The sequence below is a fragment of the Candidatus Uabimicrobium amorphum genome, from assembly GCF_009002475.1.
Classification (GTDB): Bacteria; Planctomycetota; Uabimicrobiia; order Uabimicrobiales; family Uabimicrobiaceae; genus Uabimicrobium; species Uabimicrobium amorphum.
On record NZ_AP019860.1, the window covers coordinates 1,793,710 to 1,810,617 of the forward strand.

Consider the following 16,908-nt stretch of genomic DNA (forward strand, 5'->3'; position numbering starts at 1 on the left):
TGATACCTTTCTATCGCAATTCGAGGGGAATTAAAAATACACTACGTATTATTTACATTCCTCAGAAAAACTCTCTGAAAAAAATTGCATACTCCAAATACAAAAAAATAAAGCATAGTAGCCATTGCTATACAAGACAAGATATTCGCACTATGCCATATCCCAAGGTTTTCTATATTTTTTTCCCTGCAACTATACACAAAAAATCCCATAACAAATGTGGAAAAAACAACTTTTAGTATGAACAATTTGTTGGGAATAACAGAAAATTGTAGTTTTCTTTTTAAATAATGAACAGCTAAAAACAGAGCAATAACCGCACTAACAACTGTGGCCGCAGCTAGCCCAAGCTCTGAAAAGTAATTCACCAGCAAAAAATTTAATACTACATTTACTGTTACCGAAATACAAGAAATTTTCATAGGAGTTTTCGAGTCGCCGAAGGAATAAAAGACTTTATAAACGACTTGCTGTAGACAAAAAATCCACACCGCAACGCTATAAATACACAATACGTTCGCGGTACGAAAAATATTTTTCGTAGAAAAAGATCCATAAAAAACTGCCATAAGCTCTGGCGACAATAAGAACAGACCTATCGTTGCCGGTAGTGACAAAAGCAGTGTCGCTGCCAGAGCACGTGATATAGAACGCTGTAAGCCCTGCATATCTTTTTGAATAATTTCAGCGGTAAATTTAGGAAAAGCTACCGTAGCGATCGAAATGCCGATTAGGGCTAGTGGGAACTGCACAAAACGGTTTGCCATATATAAAACAGTAACCGCTCCCTCCTGCGTAATGAACACCCAAGCAATCAAACGGTCTAAAAGAACATTCATTTGTACTACCATTACCCCAACGCTACCTTCGAGAAAAGTCGAGAAAGGCACATCGTTTTTGCGAAAATTCATAGTGAATTTCGGTAACACATTATTGCTTTTCATTGCCGGCAACTGCACCATCATTTGTAACACACCTGTAACAACGATAGATACAGACATGATATACACAGCGGACATAAGGTCTACGTTGTTTACCATAAAAAAAAGAAGTACACCAATCCACACAACGTTAAGAATAATAGGAGATAAAGCCGGTACGACGAAGTGATTTACTGCGTGTAATATCGCGGAAAAAAAAGCAGTACTACAAATAAAAATAGCATAGGGAAGCATAATGCAAATTAGATGGAGAACCAGTTTTGCTTCGTGGCTTACCATAGGTAAAAAACTACAAAGCAACGACAAAGCCGCCAGAATAAAACTACTTACTGCGGTAAAAAAAAATAAACGCGCAAAAACAACTCCGGCAAAGATTTTTGCTTTTTCGTTGCCGACTTCCTTGCTTTTTCGCTGAAACATGGGAGTAAAAATAGCCGCAAACAGTCCCTCACCTAAGAGTTTGCGAAAAAAATTGGGAATGGTAAATCCCAAAACAAAAGCATCCAGTATGGCGGTTGCTCCAAATGTCGCCGCCAAAAGAATATCGCGTAATAATCCTAAAATACGGGATACTAGGGTGAAAAAACTAATAATACTCACATTTTTCACCTGGCGATTTTTGTCACTTTTTTGAGTTTCTGTTTTCATAAGTTGTTTTTTTCTGCGATAAATCTGTTAGAGTGAGTAGAATCCGAACATGGCAATTTTTCGTTCATTGTATTAACTTAAGTGTTGACAGCACAAGGCGAATTCTTTATCATTAGATAAATTTATTTTCAAATTTTTTTGTTATAAACAATGCAAAATAAACGAGAATTTACAAAAGTCATTTTGTGGGGAATGTCATCAACTATAAGACGAATCCTAAATATTGTTGATAACACACCCTAATCCCCAGTTATTTTGCGTTGTGATTGTAAATTAAAAATCGTTTTAATATTAGTGAGCGATTCATGAAGAATCTCCTTTTGTTGATAACTTTAAGTATATGTATGATTGTTGGTTGCAAAACAACCAAAAAAGATACAAAACCAAGAATAGTCTACAAAAAAGTTGAAAAGGGTCCAAAAGTTTCTGCGGAAAATATCATTCGCATTGCTTTTGAAAGTCCAGTGATTGCCGTTGATGGTGTCAGAGCAAAAAAAGTGGACGATCCTTTTGCTGTAGAACAAGAAAGAATTATCAAAGAGTATCCTAAAAACTCAACAAATGACATTTCTATTACGTTTAAATCCTCTCATGGTGAAGAACACGTAATTCACGGTACAATCAAAGTTTTTGATTATAGCGAAAAGGCATCGGATTTTAGAACAGACAAAGCTATTCTGATTAGTCCAAGAAACGACTTAGTATATGAAGATATATGGATAAATGGCTATGGACGTCTTGTTGCTTCCGAGGTAGTTCCTGAAGATAGTGAAGAAACTGGAGCTGAATTGGTCCAGATAGTGTTGGGAAGTAGAAAAAAAAAAAGTAATGGAGTAGAATTCCATTTTCGCGAAGGAAGTATTTCAAGTGTCAATGATAAATATACACCTTACAACCTAACTTTTCCGGCAAATAGTAAACAAAACATCAAGCTATCTTTGGATGAAGGTCTTGTAAACGTAAAAGGTCAACTTGAAATATTCAAAGGCACCGAATATACAAACCTGGCTCCTGTGTGGGTGGATTTAGATAGTAATACCCAGGAAGTTCTAAAAAGAAATGGTGGAGAGGCCAAAATTGCCATTAGCGTTCCAGACGAAAAACATCTAGGTAAACGCAATGTCATTGTTCCGATCCAAACCGAACAGGATCCTGTAGAAGAGGGAAGTAAATACGGAACAGTTATCGGCGTTCTAAATTTAAGACAAACCTCTGAGTAAATGTCGTATTGCGATACGTCGCTCTGAAATATTGACATTTAGCAAAAAAAATGCTAATTTAAATTCATAATTTATAGAATTACTTATTGAATATTAAAGTATTCATTCATATGAGGAGTAAATATGAAAAAACTTGCCCTATTCCTCGTTTTATTTGCAATTATAGTCTCTGGTTGTAATCAACAACAAACAGAAATATCTGTTCTTCCCGAAAGAGCAGAGGGTTCTGAACAATTCGTTGAAAATGGTGGTCCTGGTATTACAGAAGCGACATACACAGATGAAAAAGGGAAAGCTTGGAACATTGCTTCAAACAAAGTTAGTGTTCCCATTCAGGAAGATTGCGAGGAACCTGATGTGGCTTTAGAAACAGATGTCCCTTTGATACTTCCCCAAGACAGTTTAATACCAACTACAGTAGCTGTTACCACATATCAAAATCAATTGTTTGTGGCCACAGCAGAAAAACCAGAAGTGCAAACAAAAACAGAAGTTTTTGTTCCAAAAAGTCCGCCAAAGATTCGTTTGGAAAAATCAACGGACCAGGACGTACTTTGCTGTAACGATCAACTTACCTTCCGTATTAAGTACACCAATGACGGTGGTGATGACGCTTACAACATTAAAATCACCGACCTAGTTCCCGACAACGTCGAATATCTTGAAGACTCTGTTGGTACTGAGCCATTCATCGGTGACATTTACATTGATCGTAGCTTTGAAGATCGTGCAGAAAAAATTACATGGCTAATTGAAGGCCCTGTTCCTCCAGGAGCAGAAGGTGAAGTTTATTTTACAGTAACTTGTAAACGTAAACGTCCAAAACTTAGATGTGTAGTTTGTATCGATCCTGAGACTGTTGTTGTCGGCGACACAGCAGTTGTTGTATGTAATGTACTAAACTCAGGTGATGGCGTTGGTACAGGCGCAAAGTTGATTCTTTCTTTGCCTCCAGAGTTTGAATATGTAAAAGACCCTGCGCAAAGAGAACTAGAGTTTGATCTTGGAGACATTGCTCCACAACAAACAGTTACCAAAGAATTTTCTGTGAAAATGACAGGTAACGGCAAATTAGAAGAGATCATTTCGACAATTGTTATTGACAATGGCGAAGGATGCCAGTGTGGATTACCACCAACAGCCTCTTTGACCATTCAAAAAACAGGTCCGTATCAACTAAAAAATAGTAAGCCAATGGTACACACGATAGTTGTACGTAACACAAGCTCCACCGTAGCTGCTACAGAATGTGTTCTCGTCGATACTTTACCTGAAGGTGTAAGATTCGAAGAAGCCAGTAACGAAGGACAGTATGATGAAGCAAATCACACTGTTACTTGGAACATGGGAACAATGGCTCCAGGAGCAGCAGAAACTCGTACAGTTACAGTAATTCCACTACGCTCAGGTAATTTTACTGATAACGCAGAGGTTACATGTGCTGAAGGAATCACCGTAAAAGATGACGCCACAACGATCGTAAAAGGTCAAGCGGCGATGCACATCTCTAAATATGATTCTGACGACCCCGTAGCTGTGGGAGACACAACAACCTATACCATCGAAGTACGTAACGAAGGTTTTGAAGACGCAACAGGTGTTATTCTTGAGAATGAAATACCTGAACTCACAGAGTTTGTAAGTGCATCAGCTGAAGATCCATACAGCAAAAAGCCTATCGCCTTCACTACAGAAGGACAAAAAGTTATTTTTGCAAAACTACCTTTGCTTTCTTCTGGTGACAAGGTAATTTTCAATGTAACAGTACGCGTTTCCGCAAAAGGTCAGTTGTTAAACCGTACAAGCTTACGTTATGACCAATTTGCAAGAACACTTATTGTTGAAGAACCAACATCAACGTACGAATAAGTAAATTTATAGAGGTGTAATCCTCAAACTGTCCTGGCAACCCAAAAATCCTGACGATGGTCTTTTGGGTGTGCCAGGATTTAATATTCAATAAGCCTCTATCAATATTTAGAATTGTTGACATCTTAGATTTGCTATTTGTTTGTCAATTTCTAAACGTTAGTTTAGAATCCAAACTCCATTGAGAGAAAGGAGTAGGGCTTTTTAGCCTAAAACTATTATGAAAGCCAGTCTTGCTGAAATAAAAGAAATTGCCCAGCGTCTAGACACCGCTGCTGTACAGTGGATAAATGCTGGTCCTCCTGAAAGTATTCAAAGCAAATTGAATGAAGCAAGAGAATCCCTAAAAAGGGGGGAAGAGTTAGCTGATGCTCCTTTACGTATCGCAGTTGTTGGAGAGTTCAACAGTGGTAAAACATTATTGTTAAACTCACTACTAGACACAACCGATTTATTTCCATGTTTATTAAAACCAACAACAGGAAACGTATTAGAAGCACGCGTGCACTTAATTCGCGAAGAAAGAGCACCATCTATTCGCAGCGCAGCGGTAAACTTCTTCAATCAATTTGAAATTGAAAAAGTATTGAATTACTTTGTTAAAAACCTGCGAGCTCATAGTTTAGAAGGCGTCCCTGCCGAAGTCACTATGCGCAACTTAGATCAACTAGAACAATTTATTTTGCGAAAGTACGGAGAAGTCCGCTCTGTTACTCCAAAATATGCTCTAATTTCCGCGCTAGAGTTTGTCGTTGCGATAAAAGCATGGCGCGAAATCGTTGATCGCGAAGAGCGTATGAGTGTAACTCTACCAATGGACTTGATCAACAAAGTACTAACTCTTGATTCTCGTCCTGACTTGAATAAAGGTATACAAGCTATTCATCAGGAAATGAAGCAGCGTCAAGACAAAGCCAAAGGCGGTGGAATCGACAAAATTACATCGACAAACGTACGCGCAGTATTCCCTGTGATTCGTCGTGTAGAAGTTGATGTTGATGCGTGGTGTGCTCCTTTTGGTGTAGCAAATCCAGAAGATCATAACACGATTGCCTTTTTGGACTTCCCAGGATTGGGTGCAGAAAGTAGTAACGCGCGCGACGAATATTTATGTGTATCCGAAATAGAACACGCGCACGCTGTACTTTTGGTATTTAACGGTTCAAACCCTGGTACATCAGGTGCTTCCGTTATGGCAACTCTTTTCCAAAGAGTGGGAAAACTCACTAGTGAAAGAACACTAGTTGCTGTAAACCGTTTCGACGAGTTCCATCCTCTACCCACGGGAAAAACGGCAAGTGAATACTACTCTACTCCGGAACAAGGAACAACAGTTGGTTTCCAAAGTATCTTAGTACCAGCCAAAAATGCGATCAATACTGCTGGTGGAAAACCAAACCTATACGTATGCTCTGCGCTTTGCTACTTATTTGAAGAAAAGTCAAAACGCCCAAGTTGGAACTTTGGAAACACAAAGTGGTTCAACGACAACAAACGTCAAGCGGCATACACTCTATACAAGAGATCTCAAGAAGATTTCAATAGTATTATTGGACAAGTGAATAAATCACGCAGTAATACAAACGACATGAACATCATGAAGACGGGTTTAGAGCGCTATCTCGACGCTGCAGGTGTACCTTCCTTGAGAAGTGACCTTGTTAAGTTTACAATGGACCGCGGTGAAAAACTCATCAAAGAAGATGCCATGCGTGAAATCCGCAATGCACAAAAAATTCTAGATGAAGTTGCACCTTCCAGTTCCGGTGTTGACAAAGGCGTCAATGCAGAGGTAAGTTTTTCTGCCCAAGAATTTTATCGCGTCTTAGAATTAGCGGTTGCCGACACACTTCCAAGTGGACCGAGTGACTACAAAAAACTAAAAATGCGCGTGAAAGACGAAGATGTTACTCTTTGGGACCTAATCGAATCAGAAATTGCGGCAAGTGTTACTTGTTGGCCAGAGTGGTTTGCTATTTTAAATCAGAGTTTGACCAGTAAACCGCAAAGATCTTCCAAACCGCAAAGAAGTTTTGGACGTTACAAGCACTTAAAGAAGAGTGGAGCAGAAGTACCCACAGAATTTAGTGCGTTTGATGAACGCTTCCAAAATACTGCGGAAGAGCTTACCAACTACACTCTAGAGTGTATTGACGAAGCCATCCGCTACAGTCTACAAAGATTTGAAAATCATCCAGATTACAGAGCAGCGATTGATCACCTACAGGGAATGGTAGACTGCTCACGTCTTCCGCAAATGGAAGAAGCTCTTCCTCTACTAGACGTTTGGAACCCTTCTGAATTAGCAGAAGGTGAAGATGGTCTAGTTTCTCTAACAAGAGAGAGAATCGAAGATGAAGTAGAAGCACTGCGCACGATGTCTTATCCATATGACGGCAGCAAGCCTTGTCATTGGAACCTAGCTCTTATCATCCGTATTCAAGTACAGTTGATGAAGACATATCGCGACAGACTTTCACGTCTTGTAGCTGCTTCAGAAAACAACTTCCAAGATTTCTTCTGCAACGAAGTTCTACGTGCAGAGATCTTGCCTCTCGTACGCAGCAGCTTAAACAACCCAGATTTCTTGGGAGAAGTTGCTACAATGGAGCCAGGAAGCACATGGGAAAATGTAGGACAAGTAGTGAGAAGTGCTGTCGATGATTACAAGACAAAGCATTCCGCGCCTGTAAAGGGATTTGTCCCATCTAAGCAACAAGATATCCCAGATGAACCGCCAGGGGAATCCATGGCGGGAGCAACAGCAGCAGCTGCTACAGCCGCAACAGTCGCCGCAGCAACTACTGCAATGGATGAGCCACAAGATGAACCTCAAGAAGATACTGCAGCAGAGGAACCAACTCAAGATGCAGGTGAAATCATTGATGAGGAAGAATTCGAAGAGTGGTAAAATACTTCTCTTTTTTATAAATTCATAAAATAAGGCTTCCAAATGGAAGCCTTATTTTGTTAGGTATAAAAATGTCCAAACAAATTACATTTCACCCTGTTCAAGAATATGTAACGATAGATCCGATTAAACACAAGGGTCATCTTAGGTATGTTTTACTTTCAGCGGAACATATAAAAAAAAGTGAAATTACCATCAAGTTTGCATTCCCGCGCAGTTGGCACAGCGAAGCGCCACATCTTCGTGGTATTGCCAGAAATGTGCTCATTCAGGTTCTTGATATAGCTAACTTTGATATAGAGTACAAAAGCGATCACCTAGAAATTGTCGTACCAATGAAGCAATTAAGTGATGACTCGGTACTCCAGGGATATAATCCTTTTGAAATCCAATTGGCCGTAAAAATTCAGAGAACGAGTGATGATCACAGTTTTCAAATAAAAGCGCGCCAAGTTCTGATTGTAGAAATACTACCTGATGATATCGAATGGGAAAAAAGCAACAACTTTCTTGTCGAAGAGGACTTTTCTGACGACCCATTTTTTAATGAGGTCCAGGAACAAGATTTAGAGGCAAAGCAAACTTTGCCATATTCAGGCATTATTTCTGTAGATTTTGGAACAACAAATTCGGTTATTGTGGTTCGAGATCCCCATTTTGCCGCCGAAGAAATCGGCAAAGATTTAAGTCGCGAACAGTGGTCTGCACTAAGTACCTGGGTAAACAACTGGTTAATCGAACACTTATCGATGATAACCCCCAATGAAGCAGATACCTTTATCGAAAAACTTTCGCGGCAAACTAGCAATATGGAACTTCCCCCCTGTGGTAGTTTATCAATAGATATATGGGAAGAATTAGAAAAAACAGATTTAGCCACATACCAGGAGTATATTCACAATGTCATTATTGCCCTGGTAAATCCAGACCTAGACCCGCAGTTGTTGCAAAAAATATCCTATGAGTTATTGCATGGCTTAGAAAAAGTTATCTACTCAAAAACACTACAATCGCAACGCTACTTTATACTAGAATTAGATGCCAATGCCGGTGCCAAACCCATACCGAGTACATTGCAAATAATTTCAGCTCCTCAAGATACGAACCGTATCAATTACGACACCGAAATTGAGATGGGTGTGCGTGTGAGTCTATTAATGCGTAGCGCCACTTTAGGTAATGACGACATTCGTCAATTCGCTCTTTCCGTCAAAAGATATTTTGGACGCGATGAGTACATCGACCTTTTTCCAAGTGAAGCGGCCGGTACGCCAACATCATTTAACGCCGACACCCTTTGTCTTTTAGCGTATCGTAAACTTTTACAACGTGCAATAAACGACATTCAAAAGCGTGCAAACAAAGACCAGTTCTCTTATGCAGACGCCGCACATACAATAGTTGCAACTTTTCCGACAACATATCCGGCTTCTTTGCGTCGTAAACTTCGGGATTTATTATATGAGTTAGACATTCATGATGTGGACACCCGTTTTGACGAAGGTTCTGCCTCACTGCTGTATTACGTCTGGCACGAAGTCTGTGCTGACCCTGTTTGTGGTATGGAAGGTTTGATGTCACGCTGTCGCGTTGATCGGCACAATCGCCCGTATCAAAACATATTATTATACGACTTAGGGGGTGGTACAACCGACATTGCTCTTATCCAACTTATCTATGAAGAGCTTCCTATATTTGAACCAATGGATAAGACCGCCACGGGTGGTGGAAGTTATTTTCGCATTACTCCGCGTCTATTGGGATCTACTGGACATTCGTTTATAGGTGGAGACCTAATCACCTTATGGCTATTTCGCCTACTCAAAACAAAAGTGGCCGATAAAGTTTTATCCATTATCGCCGAGAAACAGATAGATCCTCCGCCAGGAACAAAAATGTCATCACTTCTCGCAGATTTAGATGTGCGTTTCATGGAAAATGACAGTTACAGGCCTCAAAGTTTACTGGATTGGACATACGCTCCACAAGAGAATATAAAGCAATATGAAGTGTTGAACGAAACCATTATCGATATTGTAATCCCCACACGCTATAAAACGGAACGCGAAAGAACATCGACATTTTTTACCCTATGGCACATGACCGAAGAAGCAAAGAAGAACCTCGGTACACCTAGTTCAACACACCCTGGAAGTAGTCTTGGTCATGAATGGCCCGCCAAAATTATGCTTGATAGCTTACAACTATACAATATGGTGATCTTTTTACATCCATGGTTAGAAAACTGCAACATAGACGCCGCAGAATTCACCATTGAAGTCACCCAAGAAGAGCTATGTAAATTTGCCAAAGGACCGGTAAGTGACTCACTACACTTAGCAATGAATTTGGCCAAAGCACGCTTGAAAGTAGAAAATATAAACGATAAAGTGGACCGTTTAATACTTTCGGGTTTGTCGTGCAATTTAAAAATAGTACAAGAAGAAACCAAGAATATATTTCGACAATCCGAAGGCGTTTTCAATTTCAATATTGCCAACGTTTTTTTCGACCAAGAACTAGCAAAAACATCGGTGGCGATGGGAGCGTGTGTTGGTCGTTATCTGGAATCTATGCGTTTGGATCCCACAAGCGAAAAAACCAGACAAATGCTTCGTAACGGTTACGATCAAATCGAACTAGTTGTCGAAAATTTATTCACCCACTTAGCATGTCGTTTAGTATATGACTCGCTGGTTGCCATGGTTGTCATGTTTGACTATGGACAAGAACTCAATAAACGTTCTTACATCGACAACAAACCAGTTGCGCGGACAGACATGGACAACTTACGACCTGTTCAAGAAAAATTATGGATTTATCGCGTAGACTTTGAAGGTGCTAGCCCGCTGTATCTCGGACTTATTGATGCAGAAGCGGTAGCGATGGAACACGATTTTTCTGATTTTCGAAAATTTCGCGAACACTATCTTGTTGGCTTCGAAGCAGATGCGGAACTATTCGTTCGCGGTTTTTTTATTCCGCGTGGTCCAAAAAATATCGTGGCACAAAACTATATTATCCCCGAGCCTGAAAGTCCTTCAATAAACGAAATTATTGCTATAGATGACAGAGCTGTAATTCATTTAACACACGATATCAGTAGTCAAGAGTTATTTAAACGTAAAGCAGTCCTTGAAAAAGGACAAGAAATGATAGATACTATAGAGTATCCAAATGGCGAAAAGAAAAAATGTGTTATTAGTAAGCCGCTAGCTGTGCGGGAGATGTATGACTTTTACATAGAAGGTAAAAGTATACATAATAAAGAACCACAATTGATAGCACATTTTCATCTACCAGATCGCGAAGTAGATGAAGTTCATCTTTGTTGCGATGAAACAGGAAAAGTTATATTGTTGTATTCATTTAAATACGACATTAGAATTTGGGGCGACATTGATTATCTTCCGCAAAAAATAGACTCTCAGTTTGATCCTTTTTGTGGGCAACATTAACTTACTAATGGACTTGGTAACGTCCGTCATTCACTTTGAGGAGTTATCCGTGACATCTAAATCATCTTTACAAAATCTTTTGAACATATTAGTCAATACCCCAGAGGCAGAAAAAGGGGCCTTGGTATATGCAATCTTAAAATCTTTACGAGAAGCTTGCAACATGTTTGATCAAAGTGCTCCCAAAGAAAAACAGGCAGCGCAAGACTTACGTGCAACTCTCGATCAAATGTTGTCTGCCAATGCATCTCTAGATGCCGATGAAGAATGGGAAGAAGAATTTGCCGATAGCAGCATAGATGTGGACCTAGACGATGAAAAATCAACCACTTTTGTCTCATCTGAATCTAAAATGTCGATACCAGAAGAAGATTTAGACACTCCTCGTGGAAAAATTCGCGCCAAAGTAACCAGTTGGAACAAGGCAAATGATGGGTGGTTAAAACTACCAAATATTGACCCAGAGAAGTCTGATCAAGTGGTTCATTTTGTAAAATCTGTTGCCGCGGTACGCGCCAACATTAAGTGCAATCCAGGAGATAACAGCGCGCATCTCGAAAAGTTAGATGATTTTTGGTCGAATATCAAAGATCTGTTTGCGGAAATCGACTACTTCATCAACTCTGAATTTGGTCCGATTTCTGATCTTGTCGGCGAGGTCATTTATACATGCCGCAATCGTATCACGGAGAGAACCTCGGAGCTAGTATGCCCCGGGATTGATTACAAAGGAGAGACTCTCCTGCAACCGACATGCCTGTGCATCTTACCTGTTGATGCAGACTACCCCGCCAACCATGTCAATAAAGACTTACCAAGTCACTGGCGCGGTATCTTCGGCGAAATGGATTTACTCATAAAACATGTGCAGATGCAACGCGATGTTTCCGCGGCGATTGAAGGTGTAAATAAAAACAAAGTAGAGCACATTCGCGATTCGCGCAGTGCCGTCCTAGCAGAACTAAAGCGCCGTGCTGATGTGCTACGTGCCACAATCAATAAAAAAGACGAAACGATCTATCGCCTTGCCACCGACTACTGGCGTGTTGAAGAATGTTTTTGGTCTATTTTCCATGATGACGATCGTCCAAGTGGTCATTCGTACTTTGATCGTTTACGCAATAGAGTACAAGCATGGCGAACAACATTACGACGCATCGTAAAATTTAATATCCGCGACTTTTCGTGCGGAAGTGATACCTTGGCATCGGTGAACAAATACATTGGAAATATGATCCTTTCTCCGAAAAAAGGTATTTCCCCTGGAACAGTTATTCGAGAACTACGTCCAGCAATTATTGTCAACGTCCAGTCAACTTCGCGTATGCTAAAAGGAAGAGTTATCGCAACTTAGAATAAGCCAGGAGTTAAAATTGTTAAAAGTAGCAGTAATCGGCGTTGGGCATCTTGGTAAAGCGCACGCACGAATTTACCATGAATTACCAAACGTCGAGTTGGTTGCCGTTGTTGACACCAACGAAAAGATTAGGAACAGCATTGCACAAAAACACAAAACAACAGCACTCAGCGACTACAATGATCTCATAGGAAAAGTAGATGCTATTTCGGTGGTAACCCCAACGATATCACACTATGAAATTTGCCGTACCTTCATAGAAAACGGCATACATGTTTTAGTGGAAAAACCTATTACCAACGACCTAAAACACGCAGAACACTTAGTGGAACTAGCACAAAAAAACAAAGTTAAACTACAAGTGGGTCACATAGAAAGATTTAACCCCATTGTAATGGAAATATCAAAAAGAAAACTAAACCCTATTTATATGGAAGCTGTGCGACTAAGTCCTTTTCGTTTTCGCTCAGGAGACATTGGAGTTACCCTTGACTTGATGATACACGACATAGATATTATTCGCTCGTTCGTCAATTCCAAAGTCAAAAAAGTAGATGCCATTGGGGTAAATCTCCTGGGGAAAAATGAAGATCTGGCAAACGCAAGAATACAATTTGAAAATGGATGTGTCGCGAATGTAAACGTAAGTCGCGCCTCATTTAAATCTCAGCGCAAAATACGCATGTTCTGCCCCGATAGCTATGTATCTCTCGACTACCAGTCGATGAAAGGAACGATCTACCATAAACCTGCAGAGGTCGATTTAGTAAAGTTAAATTATCAACAAGGACCTCCCAAGAGTTTTTTAGGCATTCCTTTTGAAGAATTCTTTTTCCAGAAAATATTGAAAAAAGAAAAAATATCGATGAAAGCACATGAGCCGTTACTCAAAGAATTGCAAAGTTTTGTGTCATGTATATTGGAAGATAAAGAACCTGCTGTCAGTGGTGAAGATGGAGCAGAGGCGTTGCGTATCGCAACAATGATATGTGATGATATAAATAGTAACCTGCAATTGATACGTCAAAATTTGCGCGCTTAATAGTCTAGTTTTAAAGAAATTACTTATGCAATTAAAAGAAAAAACAACGATTATGGATGGTGTCGAAATCAATCAAGTGTTGAATAGACTCGCTGCGGAGATTGTAGAGCAATCACAAGAAATACTACTTGTCGGCATTCATCGTCGTGGAGTTCCATTGGCCAAGCGCCTTCTAACAAAAATAAACAATTTAGGAAATGCCAATACCAACCTAGCAACGATAGATATATCTTTTTATCAAGAAGATTTAACACAAGTCGCCGAACAACCTATCTTCAAAGAATTTGATTGTCCGACAGAAGATCTAAGTAATAAAGATATTGTTCTCATTGATGATGTGATCTACTCTGGACGCACCGTTCTCACGGCAATTAATGAAATTATGCAAAAAGGACTGCCCAATAAAATCACATTAGCTGTATTGGTAGATCGCGGTCATCGCCGCTTTCCTATTCGTCCAGATTATGCCGGAAAATTAGTACCTACAAGACGCAGTGAACACATAAAAGTTATGCTAGAGGAAATAGATGGCGAAGACAAGGTTCTCATTATGGAAGTGGAAAACGATGAGTAAAATTAATATATGCGTTGTATGTTCGGGTAACATTTGTCGTTCTCCTTTTGTTGAATACGTGCTGAAAAAGGAACTTGACAACAACTACCATGTATTTTCTGCGGGACTACTCGGAATATACAAACAACCAGCATACGAAGTGTGTGTGGCCCTTGCTCCTAGATTTGGTGTGCGTTTAGAACCTCATAAGTCACAAGGAGTTACCGGAGAAAATGTACAGCAGTGCGATTATATTCTCGCAATGACCCAAACGCACCTAAAAGGTTTGAGTATTTACTTACCAAAAAGAAGACCATACTTACTAAGTGAATTTTTGGACAAAGATGCCGTTTATGACTTAGGCGGTTTGGGAAAAGTGCGTTGCGGGGATGATATACCCGATCCGATGGGGCAAAATTCTTTGGTGGTAGAACCTGTATTAAAGCTACTCAAGGAAGCGACGATGAAATTTATCGAGCGCTTAAAGAACGACGATCTTCCTGAGTAAATATTACAAAGAAATGAAAAGTGATCGTAGCCGTAATCGTGATTTATGATTACGGCTAGGTCACGGTGACGATTACGGTCACGGTCACGGTGACGATTACGGCTACGTTGACGATCACAAGTTTTTAGAGTGACGCTTTCATTTGTGACACTCTCTAGCCAATGTAAAGCTGTGAAACATCTACATTTTCTAGCAATCTCTTTGGATTTACAATTCCATATCCATAGAATCTATCGCGTCCCACAATCCCTGCATCGTCTGCTGTACGCAGCAAGTGCTCGCGAACGCGTTCAGGTGTGTCGATCGGTGTATTGTTGCTATCACTATTCTTGTGTTTTGCGATGAGAAGTGCTAGAACACCTGTGATAAATGGTGTTGCCATACTTGTACCAGACAAAATAGCATACTGATTATTCAGGTGAGTTGAATAAATATCCTGCCCTGGGGCCGCAATATCTAATTCGTTACCATCTGAGGAAAACCAACTACGCTCTAAATGCTTGTCGATTGCTCCCACGCAAATAACTTCTTCGTATCTTCCAGGATAATCAATATCATTATCTTCGTATGTATCACCGTCATTACCTGCGGCAGCAACTACAGTTATATTTTTGGCATACGCGCGTTTTACAGCTTCGTGAAGGACAGGACTATCGTAATTACTTCCCAAAGACATAGAAATGATATCCATGTCATTTTCGATGGCCCAATCGATTCCCTTGGCAATCATTTCATAACTACCAGAACCGTTGTCGCCCAAAACTTTCACAGCGTAAACGTGTGCTTTTGGTGCAACACCAACTACTCCAAATGCATTGTCTGTCGCCGCAACAATTCCTGCCACGTGAGTACCATGCCCTGCACGGTCTTCATAGTCATTTATGTCATCCGAGGTAAAATTTGCTCCGCCTTTGAGATTGTCGGTCAAGTCAGGGTGTTTAATGCAACCAGTATCTAAAATGGCAACTTTAACGCCTTCTCCCTTGCTTTCCTTCCACACGTCGTATACATTTAGAGCTTTAATTCCCCAGTCGATGACTTGGTCTTTTTTATCTCCAGCCCATTTGACTTCATTCACTTCTAATTTTATTGTTGTCATTTGTATAACCTTCCTACTCAAAACTATCCACAATGGTTTTGTTTCTCCAAAATTTTAATATGGAAAGATTATCCTAATTATAAGGAAGTGGAGGGAACAAAAGGATTTTGGATAAGTTGAAGCTAAAAGAGAGAACATGATGAGGGTTTCGTAGAAACACCTCACCAATATTCAAACACAAATACCTACTACTTGCGAACAATAGTCTGTATTTTTTTCTCTACGCGGTTGATAAATGGAACGTTTTCTAAGCGTATGGTTGGTGCATTTGGAACGGAAAATGTCAATGTTCCCGATAATAGGAGTGCATATTCAAAAACATCGTCAATCGATTTTTGTACTTGTAAGTCGATTACAGGATATTCTCTTACATCACCAAACAAACCGTGTTTGTGGAAAATACGTGTTGATTCGATTACCCAACGGTTCCATAAGAAGTTGGCTAAAATTCCTGCAACAACCATCAAAAAGAGGATTGCCGATATCATACAGTAGAACATCGTCGACGCATGAACCTGCTGAAACAATATATCAAAAACTTTCTTCATTGGGGCAATGATTTCCCATTTACTATTCGCCCACAACAAAGCAAAGATTGTTGCGATAATGACCATTGCTAGTGCCATTGCTTTTACACCGGGAAAATCAAAGGCAATAATGAGAATGTTCACCAAAAAGACAATGATAAATAGTGTACCGGCAATGGTGCTGCTTTCCGCACTACTTCCACTTCTAGCTGAAGCCTCCATAATTGCGCATATGATGCATACGATCATTAAAGGATAGAAAAAAACAATTTTAGGTAAGGGAACTACTGTATGACGTAATTTTCGTGCCGGTGTTGAACTAGCACTACCTTTTGTGTCGGACATATTCCTTATCACCTTTCTAAAAATAGATAAGATAAGATTGAAACGGTAAAACTCTAAAATATTTTTTTTAATCTGACTCTAACAGATTTGATGGTTTATCTATGTTATATTTCAAATTGGTAGCTATTATTTTTGTAGTGATTTATAAACTTTTGTTTACCAAGTTAGACGCTTTTAAGCCCGCTTGCGAGCCTGAACCCGCTTCCGAAAATACAATATTTCGGGCTCGGGCTCGCAAACGGGCTCGGGCTCAAATCGTAATTACATTGCCACCGTGTATGATACTCACCACCAAATTCAGTGAGAATTAGCAGAAAATACCTTAGATGCATTTAAGGTATTTTAGTATTTTTTACCGCTAATGTCAATTTTTGTTCATTTTATACATTTTATACTGGAAGTTTATTGTAAAATTTCGTACAAAATCCGT

At 39.8% G+C, this 16,908-nt stretch carries 11 protein-coding genes; 8 read left to right on the forward strand and 3 right to left on the reverse strand.

What is annotated here, in order from left to right:
- Positions 1 to 41 precede the first annotated feature (41 nt).
- A complete protein-coding gene (murJ, locus tag UABAM_RS06315; protein ID WP_151967158.1) occupies positions 42 to 1,589 on the reverse strand; it encodes a murein biosynthesis integral membrane protein MurJ in 1,548 nt (515 codons plus the stop codon).
- 305 nt (positions 1,590 to 1,894) lie between these two features.
- Here murJ and UABAM_RS06320 point away from each other — a divergent pair, with 305 nt between their 5' ends.
- The 8 genes from UABAM_RS06320 to UABAM_RS06355 all read left to right on the forward strand — a co-directional run bounded on the left by UABAM_RS06320 (position 1,895) and on the right by UABAM_RS06355 (position 14,507).
- Positions 1,895 to 2,809 (forward strand): hypothetical protein, encoded by a 915-nt coding sequence (locus UABAM_RS06320; protein WP_151967159.1) that lies wholly within the window; start codon positions 1,895 to 1,897, stop codon positions 2,807 to 2,809.
- A 123-nt stretch (positions 2,810 to 2,932) separates the two neighbouring features.
- Entirely contained in the window at positions 2,933 to 4,678 is a 1,746-nt protein-coding gene (locus tag UABAM_RS06325) for a DUF11 domain-containing protein (protein WP_151967160.1), read from the forward strand.
- A 220-nt stretch (positions 4,679 to 4,898) separates the two neighbouring features.
- Positions 4,899 to 7,589 (forward strand): dynamin family protein, encoded by a 2,691-nt coding sequence (locus UABAM_RS06330; RefSeq protein WP_151967161.1) that lies wholly within the window; start codon positions 4,899 to 4,901, stop codon positions 7,587 to 7,589.
- 71 nt (positions 7,590 to 7,660) lie between these two features.
- On the forward strand, positions 7,661 to 11,047 hold the full coding sequence (locus UABAM_RS06335) for a hypothetical protein (protein ID WP_151967162.1): 3,387 nt from the start codon (positions 7,661 to 7,663) through the stop codon (positions 11,045 to 11,047).
- Positions 11,048 to 11,096: 49 nt separating this feature from the next.
- Positions 11,097 to 12,401 (forward strand): hypothetical protein, encoded by a 1,305-nt coding sequence (locus UABAM_RS06340; protein ID WP_151967163.1) that lies wholly within the window; start codon positions 11,097 to 11,099, stop codon positions 12,399 to 12,401.
- 19 nt (positions 12,402 to 12,420) lie between these two features.
- Positions 12,421 to 13,446 carry a Gfo/Idh/MocA family protein gene (locus UABAM_RS06345; RefSeq protein ID WP_173013165.1) on the forward strand — a complete coding sequence of 342 codons (1,026 nt, stop codon included), beginning with the start codon at positions 12,421 to 12,423 and terminating at the stop codon, positions 13,444 to 13,446.
- Between the two features lie 25 nt (positions 13,447 to 13,471).
- Positions 13,472 to 14,020 carry a bifunctional pyr operon transcriptional regulator/uracil phosphoribosyltransferase PyrR gene (gene pyrR / locus UABAM_RS06350; protein WP_151967165.1) on the forward strand — a complete coding sequence of 183 codons (549 nt, stop codon included), beginning with the start codon at positions 13,472 to 13,474 and terminating at the stop codon, positions 14,018 to 14,020.
- Complete coding sequence (locus tag UABAM_RS06355; RefSeq protein WP_173013166.1) at positions 14,013 to 14,507, forward strand: arsenate reductase/protein-tyrosine-phosphatase family protein; 495 nt, start codon at positions 14,013 to 14,015, stop codon at positions 14,505 to 14,507. Before pyrR ends, UABAM_RS06355 begins: the two co-directional genes overlap by 8 nt.
- A 154-nt stretch (positions 14,508 to 14,661) precedes the next feature.
- Here the strand turns inward: UABAM_RS06355 and UABAM_RS06360 are convergent, their stop codons facing one another.
- Positions 14,662 to 15,606, reverse strand: a complete 945-nt coding sequence (locus UABAM_RS06360; RefSeq protein WP_151967167.1) for a S8 family peptidase — start codon at positions 15,604 to 15,606, stop codon at positions 14,662 to 14,664.
- 188 nt (positions 15,607 to 15,794) lie between these two features.
- Positions 15,795 to 16,478 carry a hypothetical protein gene (locus UABAM_RS06365; RefSeq protein WP_151967168.1) on the reverse strand — a complete coding sequence of 228 codons (684 nt, stop codon included), beginning with the start codon at positions 16,476 to 16,478 and terminating at the stop codon, positions 15,795 to 15,797.
- Positions 16,479 to 16,908: the final 430 nt, after the last annotated feature.